16 protein-coding genes and 1 pseudogene are annotated in these 20,176 nt (G+C 64.7%); 4 read left to right on the top strand and 13 right to left on the bottom strand.

Annotated elements, in window-relative coordinates; translation table 11 throughout:
* Positions 1-53: 53 nt before the first annotated feature.
* From ACP7EG_RS04205 to glpD, 6 genes are all read right to left on the bottom strand, one after another.
* Positions 54-329 (bottom strand): DUF2160 domain-containing protein, encoded by a 276-nt coding sequence (locus tag ACP7EG_RS04205; protein ID WP_071076998.1) that lies wholly within the window; start codon positions 327-329, stop codon positions 54-56.
* Between the two features lie 28 nt (positions 330-357).
* Positions 358-1,164, bottom strand: a complete 807-nt coding sequence (locus ACP7EG_RS04200; RefSeq protein ID WP_426086538.1) for a carbohydrate ABC transporter permease — start codon at positions 1,162-1,164, stop codon at positions 358-360.
* On the bottom strand, positions 1,161-2,045 hold the full coding sequence (locus ACP7EG_RS04195; RefSeq protein WP_071076566.1) for a carbohydrate ABC transporter permease: 885 nt from the start codon (positions 2,043-2,045) through the stop codon (positions 1,161-1,163). The genes ACP7EG_RS04200 and ACP7EG_RS04195 overlap by 4 nt, the downstream gene beginning before the upstream one ends.
* Positions 2,045-3,145 (bottom strand): ABC transporter ATP-binding protein, encoded by a 1,101-nt coding sequence (locus tag ACP7EG_RS04190; protein WP_426086537.1) that lies wholly within the window; start codon positions 3,143-3,145, stop codon positions 2,045-2,047. Before ACP7EG_RS04190 ends, ACP7EG_RS04195 begins: the two co-directional genes overlap by 1 nt.
* Position 3,146: 1 nt before the next feature.
* Entirely contained in the window at positions 3,147-4,241 is a 1,095-nt protein-coding gene (locus ACP7EG_RS04185) for an ABC transporter ATP-binding protein (protein WP_426086536.1), read from the bottom strand.
* 72 nt (positions 4,242-4,313) lie between these two features.
* Positions 4,314-5,882: a glycerol-3-phosphate dehydrogenase gene (gene glpD / locus ACP7EG_RS04180; RefSeq protein WP_426086535.1), complete on the bottom strand. Its 1,569-nt coding sequence runs from the start codon at positions 5,880-5,882 to the stop codon at positions 4,314-4,316.
* Positions 5,883-6,076: 194 nt separating this feature from the next.
* Here glpD and ACP7EG_RS04175 point away from each other — a divergent pair, with 194 nt between their 5' ends.
* Entirely contained in the window at positions 6,077-6,838 is a 762-nt protein-coding gene (locus ACP7EG_RS04175; RefSeq protein WP_141169978.1) for a DeoR/GlpR family DNA-binding transcription regulator, read from the top strand.
* Positions 6,839-6,899: 61 nt separating this feature from the next.
* Here the strand turns inward: ACP7EG_RS04175 and ACP7EG_RS04170 are convergent, their stop codons facing one another.
* Positions 6,900-7,904: a zinc-dependent alcohol dehydrogenase family protein gene (locus ACP7EG_RS04170; RefSeq protein ID WP_426086534.1), complete on the bottom strand. Its 1,005-nt coding sequence runs from the start codon at positions 7,902-7,904 to the stop codon at positions 6,900-6,902.
* 124 nt (positions 7,905-8,028) lie between these two features.
* Here ACP7EG_RS04170 and ACP7EG_RS04165 point away from each other — a divergent pair, with 124 nt between their 5' ends.
* The 3 genes from ACP7EG_RS04165 (at position 8,029) to ACP7EG_RS04155 (ending at position 10,732) form a co-directional block, all read left to right on the top strand.
* Positions 8,029-8,910: a LysR family transcriptional regulator gene (locus ACP7EG_RS04165; protein ID WP_426086533.1), complete on the top strand. Its 882-nt coding sequence runs from the start codon at positions 8,029-8,031 to the stop codon at positions 8,908-8,910.
* Between the two features lie 321 nt (positions 8,911-9,231).
* Complete coding sequence (locus tag ACP7EG_RS04160) at positions 9,232-9,735, top strand: MarR family winged helix-turn-helix transcriptional regulator (protein ID WP_071076561.1); 504 nt, start codon at positions 9,232-9,234, stop codon at positions 9,733-9,735.
* Between the two features lie 79 nt (positions 9,736-9,814).
* Positions 9,815-10,732, top strand: a complete 918-nt coding sequence (locus ACP7EG_RS04155; RefSeq protein WP_426086532.1) for a pyridoxal-phosphate dependent enzyme — start codon at positions 9,815-9,817, stop codon at positions 10,730-10,732.
* A gap of 3 nt (positions 10,733-10,735) precedes the next feature.
* Here ACP7EG_RS04155 and ACP7EG_RS04150 read toward each other — a convergent pair whose 3' ends face one another.
* The 6 genes and pseudogenes from ACP7EG_RS04150 to nirB all read right to left on the bottom strand — a co-directional run bounded on the left by ACP7EG_RS04150 (position 10,736) and on the right by nirB (position 20,171).
* Complete coding sequence (locus ACP7EG_RS04150; protein WP_426086531.1) at positions 10,736-12,736, bottom strand: diguanylate cyclase domain-containing protein; 2,001 nt, start codon at positions 12,734-12,736, stop codon at positions 10,736-10,738.
* A 19-nt stretch (positions 12,737-12,755) separates the two neighbouring features.
* A pseudogene (gene cysC, locus ACP7EG_RS04145) lies at positions 12,756-13,265 on the bottom strand (adenylyl-sulfate kinase); the annotation flags it as partial.
* Between the two features lie 83 nt (positions 13,266-13,348).
* On the bottom strand, positions 13,349-16,018 hold the full coding sequence (locus tag ACP7EG_RS04140) for a molybdopterin-dependent oxidoreductase (protein ID WP_426086530.1): 2,670 nt from the start codon (positions 16,016-16,018) through the stop codon (positions 13,349-13,351).
* Positions 16,019-16,029: 11 nt separating this feature from the next.
* Complete coding sequence (locus ACP7EG_RS04135) at positions 16,030-17,268, bottom strand: NAD(P)/FAD-dependent oxidoreductase (RefSeq protein WP_426086529.1); 1,239 nt, start codon at positions 17,266-17,268, stop codon at positions 16,030-16,032.
* Positions 17,253-17,606, bottom strand: a complete 354-nt coding sequence (gene nirD / locus ACP7EG_RS04130) for a nitrite reductase small subunit NirD (protein ID WP_426087131.1) — start codon at positions 17,604-17,606, stop codon at positions 17,253-17,255. The genes ACP7EG_RS04135 and nirD overlap by 16 nt, the downstream gene beginning before the upstream one ends.
* A gap of 12 nt (positions 17,607-17,618) precedes the next feature.
* Positions 17,619-20,171 (bottom strand): nitrite reductase large subunit NirB, encoded by a 2,553-nt coding sequence (gene nirB, locus ACP7EG_RS04125; protein WP_426086528.1) that lies wholly within the window; start codon positions 20,169-20,171, stop codon positions 17,619-17,621.
* Between the last annotated feature and the right edge of the window lie 5 nt (positions 20,172-20,176).

Raw genomic sequence — 20,176 nt, 5'->3', positions numbered from 1 at the left:
TATTGCCGGCCGCCTGCTGACGGTCCGGCCTCCATCAACACCGGCAAGCCGGCTCACCCCCAACGCATTACCACTAATAAAAGTACAAAACTGATGGCAGCCCCGATGGCCTGCTGCATCTCCGTAAACCCCGCCCAGGCCAGGTTGACGTAGGCCGCCGTGAGCAAGCCGATGAACAAACGGTCGCCGCGCGTGGTGGGCATGGGCAAGAAGCCCTTGCGCGCGATGCTGGGCGAACGGATTTGCCACACCGTCATGCCCGCCAGCATCAAGCCGATACAGATGAAGAAAATGGCCACTTCCGGCGTCCACGCCATCCAGCCGAACAGGCTGGTTGTGCTATCGGTATTTTCCATGTCACACCCTCCCCATCGCGAAACCCTTGGCGATGTAATGCCGCACGAACCAGATCACCAGCGCACCGGGCACGATGGTCAGCACGCCCGCAGCCGCCAGCACGCCCCAGTCCATGCCGGCCGCCGAGACGGTGCGCGTCATGGTGGCGGCAATCGGCTTGGCGTTGACGGACGTCAAGGTACGCGCCAATAACAATTCCACCCAGCTGAACATGAAACAGAAGAAGGCCGTCACGCCCACGCCCGACTTGATCATCGGCAAGAAGATGCGGATGAAGAAGCGCGGGAAGCTGTAACCGTCGATATACGCCGTCTCGTCGATTTCCTTGGGTACGCCGGACATGAAGCCTTCCAATATCCACACGGCCAGCGGCACGTTGAAGACCATGTGCGCCAGCGCCACGGCCAGGTGCGTATCCATCAAGCCCACCGTCGAATACAGCTGGAAGAAGGGCACGAGAAAGACGGCGGGCGGCGTCATGCGGTTGGTCAACAGCCAGAAGAACAGGTGTTTATCGCCGACGAAGTTATAGCGCGAAAAGGCATACGCGGCCGGCAAGGCGACGGTGACCGACATCACCATGTTCAAGGCCACGTAAATCATGGAATTGATGTAGCCGCTGTACCACGATGGGTCCGTAAAGATGGTTTTGTAGTTGGCGAACGTCAGGTGCTCGGGCCACAGGCTCAGCACGCCGACGATTTCCTCATTGGTCTTGAGCGACATGTTGAGCATCCAATAGATGGGCAACAGGGATGCCAGCAAAAAGACGGCGAGGATGGTGGCACTGATTTTCTTGTGCATCATTTCTGGTCTCCCGTGCCGACGCGCTGCATCCACGTGTACAGCACAAAGCAGAACAGCAGGATGATGAGGAAATAGATCAGTGAGAAGGCGGAAGCCGGCCCCAGGTCGAACTGGCCCACGGCCTTTTGCGTCAGGTATTGCGACAAAAAGGTGGTGGCATTGCCCGGTCCGCCACCGGTCAGCACGAACGGTTCCGTGTAGATCATGAAACTGTCCATGAAGCGCAGCAAGACGGCGATCATCAGCACATTGCGCAGTTTCGGCAGCTGGATGTAGCGGAACACGGCCAGGCGCGAGGCGCCGTCGATGCGCGCCGCCTGGTAATACGCGTCGGGAATGGCGCGCAGACCCGCATAGCACAGCAGCACGACCAATGGCGTCCAGTGCCAGATATCCATCACCATCACCGTCAGCCAGGCGTCGAGCGAGTTGCCGTTGTAATTGTAATCAAAGCCCAATTGATTCAGGGTGTAACCCATCAGGCCGATGTCGCCGCGGCCAAAGATTTGCCAGATGGTGCCCACCACGTTCCACGGTATCAGCAGGGGCAGCGCGATCAGCACCAGCGCCAGCGAGGCTTTCCAGCCCTCGGCCGGCATGCACAGGGCGATCAAAATGCCGAGCGGAATCTGGATCGCCAGCACGGAGCCGGAAAACAGCAACTGGCGCAGCAAGGCGCTGTGCAAGTCGCCGTCGAGCATGACCATGCGGAACCACTCCGTACCCACGAACACCTTTTGCGTGGGACTCAGAATATCTTGCACGGAATAATTCACCACCGTCATCAACGGCAGAATGGCGGAAAAGGCCACGCACAGCAGCACGGGCAGGATCAACAGCCAGGCGCGGCGGTTGTTATCGGTTTTACCGTTATGTATCATCAGGCCACCCGCTTATCGTTGACGTAGTACAAGGTGCGTTGCTGGGGAAAGCGCAGCCGTACAGCCTCCCCCACCACGGCGTCGATGGCGCGCAGCTTGGCCGCCACCGTGGCGCCGCCCAGCTGGAATTCCGCCAGGTAATGCGTGCCCATGTTGCGCACGGCAGTCACCGTGGCGTCCAGGCAATGATCGTCCCCCGCGCCGCCCTCGCCCGCTTTCAGGCATTCGACGAATTCCGGTCGCACACCCAGCGTGATTTTCCCTTGCGCGCCAGCCAGCGCCGCGCGGGCGGCGGCGGACACGGCCAGCGGCTGGCCCGCCACCCTCGCCCCGCCATCGTCCAGAGTGCAATCGAGCAAGTTCATGCCCGGATTGCCGATGAAATAGCCGACAAACGTGTGTTCCGGTTCCTCGAACAGCGCTTGCGCGCTGCCCGTCTGCACCACTTCGCCCTGCGTCATGACGACCACCTGGTCGGCAAAGGTCAGCGCTTCCACCTGATCGTGCGTGACGTAGATCAAGGATAATTTCAGTTCGTGGTGGATTTCCTTGAGTTTCCGGCGCAACAGCCATTTCAGGTGCGGGTCGATCACCGTCAGCGGTTCATCGAACAGCACGGCCGCCACGTCGGGACGCACGAGACCGCGTCCCAGCGAAATCTTTTGCTTGGCGTCCACGGACAAGCCGCTGGCGCGCAATTTCAGGTCGCCCGTCAGTTCCAGCATCTGCGCCACCTGCTGCACGCGCTTTTTCACCTCGATCTCTTTCCAGCCGCGATTGCGCAGCGGAAACGCCAGGTTATCGTGCACGGTCATGGTGTCGTAGATGACGGGAAACTGGAACACTTGCGCGATATTGCGCGCCTCGGTCGGCAGCTGCGTCACATCCTTGCCGTCGAACAGCACCTTGCCATGCGACGGTTTCACCAGGCCGGAGATGATATTGAGCAAGGTCGTCTTGCCGCAGCCGGACGGCCCCAGCAAGGCGTAGGCGCCACCGTCATGCCACGCCATGCTCATGGGCCGCAGCGCATAGTCGGCGGGTGCCGTGGGGTTCGGTTTGTAGGCGTGGGCCAGGTCGACCAGTTCGATGCGCGCCATGTCACACTCCTCCTTGCACAGGGGCGAACAGCAGGCCGCCGTCATCCGCAAAGATCAGCAGCGCATGCGGCTGGCAATACACGGTGCAGGCGCTGCCGATCTCCAGCTTGTGCACGCCGCCCAGTTGCGCCACCAGGGCCAAGTCGCCACGGCGCGCATGCACATAGGTTTCCGAGCCGCTGATTTCCGCCAGGTCCACCGTAGCTGCGATGGCCACGTCGCCATCGGACTGGGGTGATAAATGCAGGCTGTGCGCGCGCACGCCGAGGATCACCTCCGTGCTGTCGCCCAGGCGGGCACGCTGTGCGCCGCTCAGGTGTATCGCCAGGCCGTCCGCCGCCTGCGCCACGCCCTGCGCATCGACGCGCGCGGGAATCAGGTTGATGGGCGGATCGCTGAAGGTGCGCGCCACATCGATGGAATTGGGCGCGTTGAAGACATCGAGTGTCGGCCCCTGCTGCAACAAGCGTCCCTCGTGCAGCACGGCCACGTGGCCGCCCAGCTGCAGCGCTTCCAGCGGCTCCGTGGTCGCGTACACGACCGTCGTGCTGCCGCTGGAAAACAGTTCCGTCAATTCGCGGCGCAATTCCTCACGCAATTTGTAGTCGAGGTTCACCAATGGCTCGTCGAGCAGCAACAGCGAGGCATCCTTGATCAGCGCGCGCCCCAGCGCCGTGCGCTGCTGCTGGCCGCCCGACAGTTCGCCGGGCGTGCGCTGCAGATACGGCGTGATATGCAGGCGCTCGGCCAGCGCCAGCACCTTGGTTCGTATCTGTTCTTCGGGCACCTTGCGCAAGCGCAAGGGCGAGGCGATATTGTCGTACACGGTAAAAGCCGGATAGTTGATGAATTGCTGGTACACCATGGCCAGATTGCGCTTACTGACGGGCACGCCCGTCACGTCGACGCCATCGGCCGTGACGGTGCCCCCGCTGGGCTTGTCCAGGCCCGCCATGACGCGCATCAGGGTCGTCTTGCCGGCACGCGTAGTGCCCAGCAAGACGTTGATGGCGCCCGGCACCAGCGCCAGCGACATCGGATATAAATAATCGTCAGCCCCTTGCTTCCTGCTGATCTTGTCCAGTACCAGTTGCACGCGCGTCTCCTCCAGTGATGGTTTCTTATTCTTCGCGGCACCCTCTGCGGGGCGTGGTCGCCAACGTGCTGCTTACGGCAAAGGGTGCTGCAACAGCCAGGCGTCGAGCCTGCCCGCCGTCTCGCGCGGCAGGTGCAGGCCCAGCTTGGAGCGCCGCCACAGGATGTCGGCCGCGCTGACGGCCCATTCATGGCGCCGCAAATAGTCCACTTCCGCCCCGTACAGGCCGGCGGCGATTTCCTCGCCCATGGCCGCTACATCCTTGCGCCCTTCGAGCAGCAGATGGATGCGCGTGCCGTAGGCGCGCGCATAGCGCGCCACCAGCGCCGCCGGCAGCCACGCATATTCGCGCTGCAAGCCTTGCACGAACTGGCCGAATTCGCGCACGGACCGGTTCTGCGGCACGCTGCCGAACACATCACCGCCGGGCAGGCAGGCATTGGCCGTCCAGGCTGGCCGTGTATTGCCCAGCAAGGGCGCCAGTAAATCGAGCGCTTCCTCGGCCAGCTTGCGAAAGGTGGTGATCTTGCCGCCGAAGATACTCAGCAGCGGCGCGCCTTCCTGGTCCAGTTCGAAGCGGTAATCGCGCGTGACGGCCTTGGCGTCGGCCGCCGCGTCTTCCACCAGCGGGCGCACGCCCGCATACGTCCAGACCACATCAGCCGGCACGACGGGCTTGCTGAAATAGTAACTGGAAAGCTCGCACAAGTAACGAATTTCCTCGTCGTCGATTTCCACCTTGCCGCGCTCGCCCTGGTAGTCGAGATCGGTGGTGCCGATCAGGGTGAAATCGTGCTCATACGGAATGGCAAACACGATGCGTCCGTCCGGATGCTGGAAGATATACGCATGATCATGCGCGAACAGACGCTTGACGACGATATGGCTGCCCTTGATCAAACGCAAATGCCGGCCCTGTCCGCCGGGCGCCGCCTGCTGCAGAAATTCCGCCGTCCACGGCCCGGCCGCATTGACGACGCTGCGCGCGCGCACGGCCAACTCACGTCCATCGCCTTGCTGCAGGGTCGCCTGCCAGGAAGCGTCCGCACCCGCGCCATCGCGCCGCAGGGCCGTGCAGCGCGTCTGCGTCAGCACGTGCGCGCCCTTGTCCGCCGCGTCGATGGCGTTCAGCACCACCAGACGCGCATCGTCGACCCAGCCATCGGAATACACGAAGCCACGCTTGAACTCAGGTTTTAACGGTTTTCCCGCCGCGTGACGCTCAAGGTCGATGCCTTGTGAGGCAGGCAGGATTTCGCGCTTCGCCAGCATGTCGTAGAGAAACAGGCCGGCGCGTATCAGCCAGGCGGGGCGCTGGCCTTGCGCATGCGGCATGACAAAGCGCAAAGGCCACATGATGTGCGGCGCCGAGCGCAGCAGCACTTCGCGCTCGATCAGCGCCTTGCGCACGAGGCCGAATTCATAGTATTCGAGGTAGCGCAGGCCGCCGTGTATCAGCTTGGTGGACGCGGACGAGGTGTGGGCGGCCAGGTCGTCTTTTTCGCACAGCACCACGGACAAGCCCCGCCCGGCCGCGTCGCGCGCGATGCCGGCGCCGTTGATGCCGCCACCCACCACCAGCACGTCACATGCCATCGCTGGCTGCGGTACTGCGTCGATTCCCTGCTGCATTGAGGACATCGGGACTCCATCGTTATCAAGGACAAGCGACCAAGAAAGACTAGGCACACCCGGCGACTGTGGTTAAGATCAATACGGATGTCATACGAATGCAATATGGATAAGATTACGCCATAAATCGAACTCATAGCAACATATTTTCACCCACATTTGTTCGATTTTGTTCGCTTATGGAATTTTAAAGAGACACGCCCATGAATTTGAATCCCCGCCAGCGCCGCTTGCTTGAAGTGGTGCGCCAGAAAGTCACCATGTCGGTCGAGGAGCTGGCCCAGCAACTCGACGTCACGCCGCAAACCGTGCGGCGCGACGTCAAGCAGATGGAAGAAGCGCGCCTGCTGGCCCGCTATCACGGCGGCGTGGGCTTGCCCTCGTCCGTGGAAAACATCGATTACAGCCAGCGCCAGGTATTCAACAGCGACGCCAAGCGGCGCATCGCCACCGCCGTGGCGGCGCAAGTGCCGCATGGCTGTTCGCTCCTGATCAATATCGGCACCACCACCGAAGAAGTGGCGCGCGCGCTGGGACAGCACACGGGCTTGCACGTGGTGACGAACAACTTGAACGTGGCCGCCATCCTGGCCGACAACGCCGCCTGCGAAGTCATCGTGGCCGGCGGCGTGGTGCGCGGACGCGACCGTGGCATCGTGGGTGAAGCCACCATCGACTTCATCCGCCAGTTCAAGGTCGACATCGGCATCATCGGCATTTCCAGCATCGACGAAGACGGCAGCCTGCGCGACTTCGACGCGCGCGAGGTGAAGGTGGCGCAAGCCATCATCGAGCAGTCGCGCGAAGTGTGGCTGGTGGCCGACCAGCATAAATTCGGCCGCAAGGCGCTGGTGCGCCTGGCCGATCTGGCGCAAATCGATATCTTGTTTACGGATGCGCCGCCGCCGGCCCGCTTTGCCCAGGTCTTGCGCGATGCCAACGTGAAAGTGCACGTGGCCACCTGACGGCGACTCTTCCACTGGCCGTGCCGGGCAGCATCACCGGGCAAGACCTGGCCTCCCCGGCTCAGTGCGCGATGGCAAGCTTGCCGAAGTGGCGTCCGCCGGCAGCCAGCTCCGCATACGCTTCGGCCGTGTCGTCGATGCTGAACACACGGTCGATGACGGGCACGATGCCATGCGCGGCGATGGCCTGCGCCGCCTGGGCCAGGTCCGCCACGCAACCGGTATTGTTGCCGACGATGCGCAAAGCCTTGACGATGACGGGCAGCAAGTCGATGCTGGCGGCCGTGCCGCCGACAAAGCCCACGGTGAAGACCGTGCCGCCCACCGCCGCCGCATTGAGCGAGCGCACGATGGTGGCGCCACCCACCGTCTCGACCACCAGGTCGGCGCCCCGCCCACCGGTCAGTTTCAGCACTTCCGCGTCCCAGGCGGGCGTGGCCCGATAGTTGATCAGATGATCGGCCCCCAACTGGCGCGCACGTTCCAGCTTTTCATCGCTGGACGACGCCAGGATCACTGTGGCGCCCGACGCCTTGGCGAACTGCAAAGCAAAGAGGCTGACGCCACCCGTTCCCAACAACAACACCACCGATCCGGGGCGCACTGGCGCCGAACGCACGGCGTTCCAGGCCGTCGTCGCCGCGATGGGCAGCGCCGCGCCCTGGACAAAATCAAGGTGGGCCGGCAAGGCGACCAGGCTGGCAACGGGGACGACCACGTACTCGGCCAGCGAGCCGGGCAAGGTGACGCCGCGCATCGCACCCACGTTGTGCGGCGTGATGGCCCCGCCCTGCCAATTCGGCATGAAATGGGGGATGACGCGGTCGCCGACGGCCAGGCCGCTGACGCCGTCGCCCAGCGCCGCCACTTCACCCGCGCCGTCGGCGACGGGGATCAGCGGAAAGGCCGCGCCGGCAAAATGACCTGTCGCAATGGCCACATCCAGGAAGTTCAGCGTGGCGGCGCGCAGGCGCAGCAGCACCTCCCCCCGGCCGGCCTGCGGCTGGGGCAGCTCGGTCGGGCGAAACGCGGTGAGGGAAGGAGCGGTCAGTTGTATGGCTTTCATGGTCTGTTCTCGGGCGATGTGTGTCAGGGTGGCCGCACGCTGGCGGGAAAAACATCAGTGTCATTTAAAATCATTAATAGATAAACTATGGTTTGATTCGATGATTTGACACTAGGGATTGCCAATGGATTTGCTCGACAGCATGAAGGTGTACGTACTGGCCGTTGAGAAAGGCAGCCTGAGCGCTGCTGCGGCCGCCTGCGGGATCTCCGCGACGATGGCCGGCAACCACCTGCGGACGCTGGAAAAACGCCTGGGCATGCAACTGCTCCAGCGCACCACCCGGCGCCAGCACCTGACCGCCTTCGGCGAGGATTACTATGCGCGCTGCAAGGAAATCCTCAGGCTGGTGGCAGAAACCGATGTGCAGGCGCAAAACCTGCAACTGGCGCCCGCCGGCAAGCTGCGCATCACGGCGCCCCTCACCTTCGGCGCGGAAGCGCTGATGCCCGCCATGGCCGTATACCTGGAGCGCTATCCCGAGGTGAGCATCGATGTGGTCCTGAGCGACCGCGTGGTCGACCTGGTGGAGGAAGGTTTCGAAGCCGCCATCCGTATCGGTCAGCTGCCCGATTCGTCGCTGATCGCCAGGCCGCTGGCACCCTACCGGCTGATGATCTGCGCCTCGCCCGACTACCTGGCGCGCAAGGGAACGCCGCGCCAGCCGGCCGACCTGAGCCAGCACGAATGCCTGTCCTTTTCTCCCGCCGCCCTGGCGCACTGGCGCCTGACGGGCCACCAGGACGACGTCTGCAGCGTGCCCGTCTCGGGTCGCCTGCAAGTCAACCACGGCCAGGCGCTGCGCGTTGCCGCATTGCATGGCATGGGCATCGTACTGCAACCGGCCTTCCTGCTGGAAACGGACGTGCGGGCGGGCCGCCTGGTCCAGCTGTTTCCCACGCATGCATTGCCCAGCCGCCCGTTAAGCGTGGTCTACCTGCCGGACCGCTACCGCTCGCCCAAGTTGCGCAGTTTCGTCGATTTTCTGGTGGAACGGTTCAGCTGAATGGCAGCAGTAACAAGCCGCTGTCATTCGACATCCATTTCAGTTGAAATATTTATCAATTCGGCAAAAAAGCTGTTACCATTGAGGCAACATGAGTTATTTTTTTAATCTTCCTCTCCGGCAATACGATTATTTGCTTGATATTGCTTTTTATCTATCCAGAGCAAGGAAATAAGGAAAAACTCTTTGCTGGTCAGTGATTTCCTGTGAAAACAGTGTTAAAACTACCTCAAGCACGATGATTGTTCCCAAACAAACCACTCGACAGCAAGCGTGAAGGCCTTGACCATGCCGGTAACGCCGCCCAGTGAAGGAAAAGAAATGAGCCATAATTTTGAAACGGCCGCCTCGCCGCAAGCCGCCCATCCCAACAGCGTTCCCGTCAGCGAGCTGGAAGCCCATCTCGGCTACTGGCTGCGTTTCGTCTCCAACCACGTTTCCCACAGCTTCCAGAAAAAGGCGGAAGCCAACGGCGTGACGGTGTCCGAATGGGTGGTGCTGCGCGAAATGTTCCGCCTGGGCTGCACCTCGCCCACGGTGCTGGCGCAAGTGTCCGGCATGAGCAAGGGCGCCGTGTCGAAGCTGATCGACCGCCTGGAAAGCAAGGGCATGGTCAGCAAGTCGATCCTGCTGGCGGACCGCCGCCAGCATTCGATCGAACTGACCACGGAAGGCGCAGCGCTGGTGCCCGTGCTGGCCGGGATGGCCGACCAGAACGACGAGGAGTTCTTCGGCAAGCTGCCGCGCCAGCTGCGCGACGACCTGCTCGCAGCAATGAAGCAAGTGGCGCGCACGCATCAGCTCAAGAGCGCGCCCCTGAATTAAAGCCGCTTGCGGCAAGGGTGGAACGGTGGCACGGGCGCTTCGGCTATGATGCTGGCCTGACCGTTTACCAGGAACACGCATGGCCCTGCACATCGAAACCCCTCTGCTCAACTCGCGCGCCCTGAGCCTGCACAGCGAACGCGCCATCTGGCTCAAGCTCGAAGCCTTGCAGCCGCCCGGCTCCTTCAAGATCCGCGGCATCGGCCTCGCCTGCGAAGAATACGCGCGGCGCGGCGCCAGCCGTTTCATCTCCTCTTCCGGCGGCAATGCCGGCATCGCCGTCGCCTATGCGGGACGCCAGCTGGGCATTCCCGTCATCGTCGTGGTGCCGGAAACGACCAGCGCGCGGGCCAGGGCCCTGATCGCGCAGGAAGGCGCCGAAGTCATCGTGCACGGCGCCGCCTGGCAAGAGGCCAACGCGCTGGCGCAAGCCATGCTAACGCCGCAAGACGCTTTCCTGCATCCGTTCGACGACCCGCTGCTGTGGCAGGGCCATGCAGGCATGATCGATGAAGTGGCCAGCGCTGGCCTGAAACCGGACGCGGTGGTGCTATCGGTGGGCGGCGGCGGCCTGCTGGCCGGCGTGGCCGAAGGCTTGCAGCGCAACGGCTGGGACGACGTGGCCCTGGTGGCCGTGGAAACCGAAGGCGCGGCCTCGCTGGCCGCCGCCGTGGCCGCGCGCGACCACGTGGCCCTGCCCGCCGTGAGCAGCATCGCCACTTCGCTGGCCGCGCGCCAGGTGTGCGCGCAAGCCTACGCCATCAGCCAGACGCGCCTGCTGCACAGCGTGGTGGTGTCGGACAAGGCCGCCGTCGATGCCTGCCAGCGTTTTATTGACGACCAGCGCCTGGTGGTGGAGCCGGCCTGCGGCGCGGCCCTGGCGGCCGTCTACGGCAAGGTGCCGCAACTGGCGCCCTACCGCAATGTGCTGGTCATCGTCTGCGGCGGCGTCACGGCCACCACGCAGCAGCTCGACCACTGGACTGCCACCCTGTAATACCTACGGGGCCGCCTCGCGCAGCGCCACGCCGTCGCGGCCCTGCCCCTTGGCGGCATACAGGGCCTGGTCCGCCTGGTCCAGCAACTGCGCCGGCGTCAGCGCGCCTTCGCGGAAGATGGCGATGCCGATGCTGGTCGTCACCGGCAGCGGGCCGCTGGCCAGCTCGAAGGGCTGGCGGATGGCGTCGATGATCTTCGCGCCGATCTGGCGCACTTCGGCCGCGCCGTTCACGCCTTCGAAAATGATCACGAATTCATCGCCGGCCAGGCGCGCCACCAGGTCGCTGGCGCGCACGCTGCGCACCAGACGCGCGGCGAATTCCTTCAGCACCTCGTCGCCCGTTTTGTGTCCCAGGCTGTCGTTGATGGCCTTGAAGCGGTCGATATCGAGATAGGCCAGCGCCATGGGCGCGCGCGCCACGCGCGTGCGCTGCATGCTTTGCGCCAGCTGTTCGTCGAAGCGGCGCCGGTTGGCGATGCCCGTCAGGGTGTCGGTGGCGGCGGCAAACTGCAGCGCCGTATGCTCCGCCTTGGTCTTGGTGATTTCGTGGATCAGGCCATACACGCCTTCCACCGCGCCGCTCTCGCCCACATCGGGCACATAGCTGGTCTGGAAGGAGCGCCGGCCCGCCTCCCCCTCGCCGTCGATGGTGAATTCATATTCGACCGCCTCGCCCGAGAAGGCGCGCTGCAGGTAGGCTTCGCGCAATTGATACGCTTCTTCGCCCAGCACGTCGCGTATCGACTGCATCATGCTTTCCTTGCGCGACCGGCCGAACCATTTTTCAAACGTGGCGTTGATGAACTGGTAGCGGTGCTCGCGGTCGATGTAGACGATCACCACGGGGACATGGTCCGTCAGCAGCTTCAAGCGCCGTTCGCTGTCGCGCGTCTGCGCCTCGGCGATTTCGCGCTCGGCCACCAGCGAGTAAAAATCGCGGCTCAAGTCGCCGATCTCGTCGCGCCGCTCGATTTGCAGCGCCTCGATGCCCAGGCGCTGGCGCCGGATTTCATGCACATGGTGGCGCAGGCGCTCCAAAGGCTGCAACAGGCGCAGCACCACGCGCCAGCCGGCCAGGCCCGACAGCGCCGCCAGCAGCACGGCGGCCAGCAGGATCTTGCTGCGGATGGCGTGCAGCGGCGCGAACGCGTCGCTCATGGGATAAACGGACGCCAGTATCCAGCCCGTCGAGGCGATGCGGTGATAGGCAAACAAGGCATCGACGCCTTGCGTGGTGGTGCCCGTCAGCCAGCCCTCGAAGCCCTGCAGGGCGCGCCGCGTCGGTTCGCTGATGCGGCCATGCGCGTCGATATGCTGCATGATGCGCGACTTGTCGGGATGCTCGACGATGACGCCTTCGCTGGTCATGATGTACAGATAGCCGCCCGTGCCCGGCTTGAGTGCGCCCAGGCGCCCCAGGAAATCGGGCTGGCGCAGGTTCACGCTGGCCGCCAGCACATAGCGCATGGCGCCGTGCGCGTCGAACACGGGCTGCGTCACCACCACCAGCGGCATGCCCGAAATGCTGCCGTTGAGCGGCGCGGAAATCACCGAACGCCGGGTCGCCAGCGTCTGGTCGAAATACGGGCGGCCTTTCAGGTTCATCCCCGCCTGCGGCTTGACGGGGCCCATGCTGGCCAGCAGGGAGCCATCGGTGGCCGCCACGCCGGCCGTGTAGAACTCCTTGCCCAGCACCGTTTGCGCGGCCAGGAAGCGCTGCAGGCCGGCGCCATCGTGCGCGCCGCTGGCCGCCAGGCTATCCGCCATCGCACGCAGCACATTGCGCTTCGCGTCAAGTTCTTCATCGATGAAAACGGCGGCGCTGGCCAGCGATACATACTGCTGGCGTCCCGTCACGTCGCGCATGCCGCGCTCGGCCACGCTCAGGGTGGCCAGTGCCAGCGAGGCCACTGCCGCCAGCACGAGCAGGAAGACGACCACGCTCATGCGCGCCTTCAGGCTGGCAGGCAGGCGTCGGCGCAGCAGTTTGCGCAATCTCATACGCATCGTCATCACGCCGTCACAGTCGCTGCTGCAAATGCCGGCACAGGCGCTCGACCGACTCGTCCAGCGCCAGCATGCCCGTGTCCAGGGTCAGCGCGGCAGCCAGCGGCGCTTCATAAGGCGCGGAAATGCCCGTGAATTGCGCCAGCTGCCCCGCGCGCGCCTTCGCATACAAGCCCTTGGGATCGCGCGCCTCGCACACGGCCAGCGGCGTGCTGACGTGGACCTCGATGAAATGCGCCGCGCCGACGATGTCGGCGGCCATGGCCCGGTCGGTGCGGTACGGCGAAATGAAGGCGGCGATGACGGTCAATCCCGCCGCGTTCATCAGGCGCGCCACTTCGGCCGTGCGGCGGATGTTTTCATGCCGGTCTTGCGGTGTAAAACCGAGGTCGCGGTTCAGGCCATGGCGCAGCTGGTCGCCGTCGAGCAGCGCCACGGCGCGGCCCTGCGCCTTGAGCGCTTGCGCCAGCGCCAGCGCGATGCTGGTCTTGCCGGCGCCGCTCAAGCCCGTCAGCCAGACCGTGGGGTGTTGTGCTACTGTCATCACACTGCCTCTCTATTATAGAGCTGGCAATATAACAAAGCCGTGCCGGAAAGGACAGATTTTCAGGCCGCGCTGCGCACCTCAAACAGCAACTGTCGTATCTCGGGCACGCAGGAGCCGCAATTGCCGCCCGCCTTGACGCAGGCCGTCACCTGCGCCGTCGTCGTCAGCTTTTGATCCACGATGGCGGCACAAATGGTGTTGCGCCCCACGCCAAAGCACGAGCACACAGTGGGCCCGGCGTCGACGCCCTTGCCGATGGGCTGGCCCAGCAGCACGCCGGCGCGGTCCGCCGCATCCATTTGCGCATGCGCAAACAGGCCCGCCAGCCAGCTGCGCGACGGCAGGTCGGGGCGGGGCGAGACATACACGCATTGCGCGATGCGCCCTTCGTCCAGGTGCACGGCGCGGTACACGCCGGCGCTGGCGTCGGCATAATCGAGCCAGTCGGCATTGTCGTCCGTGACGCCGAGCAGCGCGCGCGCCCAGGCGCCGAGATCCCCGATGCGCTGGCGGCCCGCCAACTCGTAGCGCAGGAACTGCTCGCCCTGGATGCGCGTCCAGTGCGCCACGCCGTCCAGGTTCAAGGGCGTGCGGCTCAACACGAAAGCATGCCAGTGCACGCGGAACTGCTCGATGCGCACGGGCGTGTGCTTGAATTCGGGCTCGCCCGAGACGGGATCGACGACCGGGTTGACGACGGCGCCCACGCGCGCATCGGACGCATTCGCGTCGCTCCAGTGGATCGGCACGAAGACCTGGCCGCGCGCGATGCCGCCGCCGTGCACGACGCGCGCCACCATCGCGCCCCAGGCGCTGGAAATGCGCGCCAGCTCGCCTTCGCGCACGCTGTACAGCAGCGCATCCTGCGGGTGGAGGTCGATGAAGGCCTCGGCGACGTGACCGGACAATTTCGGCGCCTTGCCCGTGCGCGTCATCGTATGCCACTGGTCGCGCACCCGGCCCGTGTTGAGGATCAGCGGATACTCTTCGTCGGGCGCATTGCGCGGTGCGCGCGGCGGCGTCGGCACGAAACGCGCGCGGCCATCCACATGGGCGAAACGGCCATCGCCGAACAGCCGTGCCCTGCCCTGCGGCCACTGCTGCGGCGCCAGGGCGTCGTATTGCGCCGCATCCAGCTTGTCGAGGCCAGCCAGATTGAACAGGCGCGCCTGCTCGCCCACATTGCGGAAGGTGGACAGGCGCGCGTGTTCGTCGAAGATAGCCTGCGGCGAGGTAAAATCGAAGCCAGCATAGCCCATGCGCGTGGCCACCTCGCACAGCACGTCCCAATCGGCGCGCGCCGCGCCGGGCACCGGCAAGAAGGCGCGCTGGCGCGAGATGCGCCGCTCGGAATTGGTCACCGTTCCATCTTTCTCGCCCCAGCCCAGCGCAGGCAGCAGCACATCGGCATGCGCATTCGTGTCCGATTCGGCGCTGATGTCCGACACCACCACCAGTTCGCACTTGGCCAGCGCGCGGCGCACCTGGTCCGCGTCCGGCATGCTGACCAGGGGATTGGTGGCGATGATCCACACAGCTTTGACCTTGCCCGATTCGATCGCGTGGAACAGGTCCACGGCTTTCAGGCCAGGCTTGTTAGCGATACGCGGCGAGTCCCAGAACGTTTGCACGGTGTCGCGGTGCAGGGGATTATCCAGTTCCAGGTGGCCGGCCAGCATATTGGCTAGCCCCCCCACTTCGCGTCCGCCCATGGCGTTCGGCTGGCCCGTCAGCGAAAACGGCCCCATGCCGGGCTGGCCGATGCGCCCTGTCGCCAGATGGCAGTTGATGATGCTGTTGACCTTGTCCGTGCCGCTCGATGACTGGTTCACGCCCTGCGAAAAGGCCGTGACGACCTTGCGCGTGGCGGCAAACGCCTGGTAAAACGCCAGCAAGGCGTGCGCATCGACCTTGCAGATTTTCGCCACCTGCAAGGGGTCGCTGCAATCCACGTGCGCGGCCGCCAGCGCCGCATCCAGTCCCGCACTGTGCTGCGTGACGAACGCATCGTCGATCACGCCTGCCTGCGCCAGATAGCACAGCAAGCCGTTGAACAGCCACACGTCGGTACCCGGCTTCACGGGCAAATGAACATCGGCCAGCTCGCAGGTGGCCGTGCGGCGCGGGTCGATCACCACCAGTTTCATCTCCGGCCGGGTTTCCCGGATGCGGGCGATGCGCTGAAACAGGATCGGATGGCACCAGGCCGTGTTCGACCCCACCAGCACCACCATGTCGGCCAGTTCCAGGTCTTCATAGCAGCCCGGCACGATATCCTCGCCGAACGCGCGCTTGTGTCCAGCCACGGCCGACGACATGCACAGGCGCGAATTGGTGTCGATATTCGCGCTGCCCACATAGCCCTTCATGAACTTGTTGGCCACGTAATAATCTTCCGTCAGCAGCTGGCCCGAGACATACAGGGCGACGGCGTCGGGTCCGTGTGCATCGATGATGGCGCGCAAGCCGCCGGCCACCCGGTCCAGCGCGGCATCCCAGGAAGCCGGCTGCAAGACGCCCTCGACGCGCACCTGCGGCTGCAGCAAACGGTTGTCCAGATCCAGGGTGTCGCCCAGCGCCGAGCCTTTCACGCACAGGCGCCCCAGGTTGGCCGGGTGCGCGGCGTCGCCGGCGATGCGGATGGCGCCATCGGGCAAGCGTGTCGCTTCCACGCCGCAGCCGACGCCGCAGTACGGGCAAGTGGTTTTTACGGGCGTGCAGCTTGTCATGAGATGTCCTGTCAGGCAGCCTGGCCGCACAGGGCCTGGCCAAACAATAAATGGGAGCGCAGCGCGCTGATGTCGCGGCGCTGCTGGATCAGGTCGAAATACCAGGGACCGTCCTGCACCTCGCCATACAGTACGGCGCCCACCAGGCGGCTGCCCTGCACCACCAGGCGCTTGTAGACACCGCGACGCGGATCGCGCAGCACCAGGTCTTCGCTGCCCTCGCCGCCGATGATGTCGCCGGCCGAGTACAGGTCGATGCCCGTCACTTTCAATTTGGTGGCGCTGGCCTGCTGCACGTAGCGCCGGTGTCCCGCGCCGGCCAGGTGCGCACCGCACACGCGCGCCTGTTCCCATATTGGCGCCACCAGGCCGAAGGTGGCGCGGCGGTGCTGCACGCATTCGCCCACCGCGTACACGCGCGGGTCATAGCTTTGCAGGCAGTCATCGACGACGATGGCCCGCTCGCAGTGCAGGCCGGCCGCTTGCGCCAGCGCGATGTTGGGGCGCACGCCGGCCGTCATCACCACCAGGTCGGCCGGGATCGACGTACCGTCGGCAAAGCGAACACCCTGCACCCGGTCGGTGCCAAGGATTTCCGCCGTTTGCGCCTGCATCAAAAACCGCAGGCCGCGCGCTTCCAGCGCCGTTTTCAGCAGCATCGATGCGGGTGCGTCCAGCTGCTGGTTCATCAGGGCGCCGCTCATGTGCACCACCGTCACATCCATGCCCTGGCGCTGCAAGCCGTTGGCCGCTTCCAGCCCCAGCAGGCCGCCGCCGATGACCACCGCGTGGCGGTGCGTGCGCGCCGCCTGCAGCATGGTGTCGACGTCGCTGATATCGCGAAAACCGATCACGCCGGGCAGCGCGTGGCCCGGCACGGGCACGATGAACGGCGTCGAGCCGGTGGCCAGCAGCAACCGGTCGTAGGCTACCGTGACGCCGGACCGCGCCTCTACCTTTCGCGCCTGGCGGTCGATGCGCACCACGGGGTCGCCCGCGTGCAGGGTGATGCCGTTTTGCGCATACCAGTGGCGCGTGTGCAGCATGATGTCGTCCACCGTCTTTTCACCGGCCAGTACGGGAGACAGCAAAATGCGGTTGTAATTGCCATGCGGTTCGGCGCCGAACACGGTGATGTCGTACAGGTCGGGGGCCAGTTTCAGCAACTCCTCGACCGTGCGCATGCCGGCCATGCCATTGCCGACCACGACTAAAGATGGCCGCGCGGCGGTGTTCACAGCGCCACCCATACCATGCCGCCGAACACGCGCGCCGGCCAGGCGGCGACCGAATGCTCGGGCGCTTCCAGACACTCGCCGCTGGCCAGGTCGAAGTGCTGCTTGTAGATGGGCGAGGCGACGACGACGCGCTCGCCGATGCTGCCCACCAGGCCCCGCGAGAGCACGGAAGCGCCCGCGTTCGGGTCGACATTGTCGATCGCGTACACGCGCGGCGCGGCATCGCCGACGCGGAACACGGCCACGTGGCGCCCGTTCAACAATGCGCACACGCCCGTGTCGGGCACGATGTCGGTCAAGGGGCAGATGGCCACCCAGTTGTCGGCGCTGGCGCCGGACAGTTCATTCATCGCGTTCATGGCTCAAGCCTCCACGGCAAGGATGGGGATCACGCTGCTGCGGCGTTCACTCGGCGTGGCGGGCCGGATCTGGCCCCGCTCCTCCACGAACACCACGTTTTCATCGTGCTTCTCGCTGTTGACGAAGTGGCGGAAGCGCTGGCGCACGGCGGGGTCGGTGACGGCCGCTTTCCATTCACAGGCGTAGGTGTCGACCACGTGCTGCATCTCCGCTTCCAGTTCGGCGCCCAAGCCCAGGCTGTCGTCAATGATGACGCGCTTGAGGTAATCGAGGCCCCCTTCCAGGTTGTCACGCCACACGCTGGTGCGCTGCAGGCGGTCGGCCGTGCGCACGTAAAACATCAGGAAGCGGTCGACATAGCGCACCAGGGTCGCTTCATCGAGATCGGACGCCAGCAGTTCCGCGTGGCGCGGCTTCATGCCGCCATTGCCGCACACGTACAGGTTCCAGCCCTTTTCCGTGGCGATCAGGCCGATATCCTTGCCTTGCGCCTCGGCGCATTCGCGCGTGCAGCCGGAGACGCCGAACTTGATCTTGTGCGGCGTGCGCAAGCCCTTGTAGCGATTTTCCAGCTGGATCGCAAAACCCACGCTGTCGGCCACGCCATAGCGGCACCAGGTGGAACCGACGCATGATTTCACCGTGCGCAAGGATTTGCCGTAGGCGTGGCCCGATTCGAAGCCGGCCCCGATCAGCTCTTCCCAGATGGCCGGCAATTGATCGACGCGCGCACCGAACAGGTCGACCCGCTGGCCGCCCGTGATCTTGGTGTACAGGCCGTATTTCTTCGCCACCGTGCCCACGGCGATCAGGCCGTCGGCCGTCACTTCGCCGCCCGGCATGCGCGGCACCACCGAATACGTGCCATCCTTCTGGATATTGCCGAGAAAGTAATCGTTACTGTCCTGCAGGCTGGCGTGCACGGGCGACAGGACGAAATCGTTCCAGCACGAGGCCAGGATATTTGCCGCCACGGGCTTGCACACATCGCAGCCGAGACCCTGGCCATGCGCGCCCAGGAGTTCTCCGAAGCTGCGGATCTTGCCGACGCGCACCAGGTGGTGCAATTCCTGGCGCGAGTAGGCAAAGTGCTCGCACACGTGGTTGTTCACCATCAGGCCCTGCTTCTGCATTTCCGCCTTCATGATCTGCGTCACCAGGGGCACGCAGCCGCCGCAGGCGGTGCCCGCCTTGGTGCAGCTTTTGAGCGCGCCGATGCTGGTGGCGCCCTCGGCCACGGCCGCGCACAGCGCACCTTTCGAGACGTCGTTGCACGAGCAGATTTGCGCCGCATCGGGCAAGGCATCGACGCCCAGGCCCACCTTTTGCTGGCCGTCGGCCTGCGGCAGGATCAGGAATTCGGGGGATGCCGGCAGCTCGATTTTATTCAACATCATTTGCAAGAGCGTGCCGTATTCGCTGGCGTCGCCCACCATCACGCCGCCCAGCAGGTACTTGCCGCAATCGGAGACGACGATCTTCTTGTAGATCTGCTTGCGCTCATCCATGAACTGGTAGGAGCGGCTGCCCGGCGCATTGCCGTGCGGGTCGCCCAGGCTGGCCACGTCCACGCCCATCAACTTGAGCTTGGTGCTCATGTCGGCGCCCTTGAACGACGCTTCGCCCTCTTCCTGCAACAGGTGGCGCGCCGCGATGCGCGCCATTTCATAGCCGGGCGCCACCAGGCCGAACACCAGGCCGCCCCACAGCGCGCATTCGCCGATCGCATAAATATCCGGGTCGGAGGTGACGCAGCTGTCGTTGATGGCGATGCCGCCGCGCGGCCCCACGTCCAGGCCGCAGGCGCGCGCCAGTTCGTCACGGGGACGGATGCCGGCCGAGAAGACGATCATGTCCGCTTCCAGGTGGCTGCCGTCGGCGAACTGCATGCGATGCGTGGCCGCCTCGCCGTCGACGATGGCCAAGGTGTTCTTTTGCGTGTGCACGGTCACGCCCAGTTCCTCGATCTTGCGGCGCAGGACGCGCGCGCCGCCTTCATCGACTTGCACGGCCATCAGGCGCGGGGCGAATTCCACCACATGGGTGTCGAGTTTCAAATCGCGCAAGGCCTTCGCGCATTCGAGGCCCAGCAGCCCGCCGCCGATGACCACGCCCGTGGTGGACTTGGCGCCCCAGGCCAGCATGGCTTCCAGGTCTTCGATGGTGCGGTAGACGAAGCAGCCATCGCGCTCCTTGCCCGGCAGCGGCGGCACGAACGGCGTGGAACCGGTGGCGAACACCAGCTTGTCGTAGGCCAGCACTTCGCCCGTGCTGACGGTGACGCTTTTCGCCACGCGGTCGATGGACACGGCCCGCGCATTCAGTTTCAGGACGACGTTGCCCTTGTCGAAGAAGCCGGGTGCCACCAGCGACAGATCCTCGGCCGATTTGCCGTTGAAAAATTCGGACAGGTGCACGCGATCGTAGGCGGGGCGCGGTTCTTCGCACAAGACCGTGACGTGCAGGTGCGGCGCGTTTTCCAGGGCCAGGCGTTCGAGGAATTTGTGCCCGACCATGCCATGGCCGAGGACGACGATGTTCAAGGGGTGGTTCATGCTTG

It is taken from the genome of Janthinobacterium sp. PSPC1-1, assembly GCF_049897625.1.
GTDB classification, from domain to species: Bacteria; Pseudomonadota; Gammaproteobacteria; order Burkholderiales; family Burkholderiaceae_D; genus Janthinobacterium; species Janthinobacterium tructae.
The sequence above is the reverse complement of the archived record's forward strand: the minus strand, read 5'-3'. Positions and strand labels throughout refer to the sequence as shown.

What these genes read in the sequence shown, in the direction of transcription:
- ACP7EG_RS04155 (WP_426086532.1), top strand. Translation starts at nt 9,815, where the DNA reads ATGGCCCTGCACATCGAAACCCCTCTGCTCAACTCGCGCGCCCTGAGC.
- nirB (WP_426086528.1), bottom strand. Translation starts at nt 20,171, where the DNA reads ATGAACCACCCCTTGAACATCGTCGTCCTCGGCCATGGCATGGTCGGG.
- ACP7EG_RS04165 (WP_426086533.1), top strand. Translation starts at nt 8,029, where the DNA reads ATGGATTTGCTCGACAGCATGAAGGTGTACGTACTGGCCGTTGAGAAA.
- ACP7EG_RS04150 (WP_426086531.1), bottom strand. Translation starts at nt 12,736, where the DNA reads ATGAGATTGCGCAAACTGCTGCGCCGACGCCTGCCTGCCAGCCTGAAG.
- ACP7EG_RS04200 (WP_426086538.1), bottom strand. Translation starts at nt 1,164, where the DNA reads ATGATGCACAAGAAAATCAGTGCCACCATCCTCGCCGTCTTTTTGCTG.
- ACP7EG_RS04160 (WP_071076561.1), top strand. Translation starts at nt 9,232, where the DNA reads ATGAGCCATAATTTTGAAACGGCCGCCTCGCCGCAAGCCGCCCATCCC.
- ACP7EG_RS04195 (WP_071076566.1), bottom strand. Translation starts at nt 2,045, where the DNA reads ATGATACATAACGGTAAAACCGATAACAACCGCCGCGCCTGGCTGTTG.
- nirD (WP_426087131.1), bottom strand. Translation starts at nt 17,606, where the DNA reads ATGAATGAACTGTCCGGCGCCAGCGCCGACAACTGGGTGGCCATCTGC.
- ACP7EG_RS04140 (WP_426086530.1), bottom strand. Translation starts at nt 16,018, where the DNA reads ATGACAAGCTGCACGCCCGTAAAAACCACTTGCCCGTACTGCGGCGTC.
- ACP7EG_RS04135 (WP_426086529.1), bottom strand. Translation starts at nt 17,268, where the DNA reads ATGGGTGGCGCTGTGAACACCGCCGCGCGGCCATCTTTAGTCGTGGTC.
- ACP7EG_RS04170 (WP_426086534.1), bottom strand. Translation starts at nt 7,904, where the DNA reads ATGAAAGCCATACAACTGACCGCTCCTTCCCTCACCGCGTTTCGCCCG.
- ACP7EG_RS04175 (WP_141169978.1), top strand. Translation starts at nt 6,077, where the DNA reads ATGAATTTGAATCCCCGCCAGCGCCGCTTGCTTGAAGTGGTGCGCCAG.
- glpD (WP_426086535.1), bottom strand. Translation starts at nt 5,882, where the DNA reads ATGTCCTCAATGCAGCAGGGAATCGACGCAGTACCGCAGCCAGCGATG.
- ACP7EG_RS04190 (WP_426086537.1), bottom strand. Translation starts at nt 3,145, where the DNA reads ATGGCGCGCATCGAACTGGTCGACCTGGCCCACGCCTACAAACCGAAC.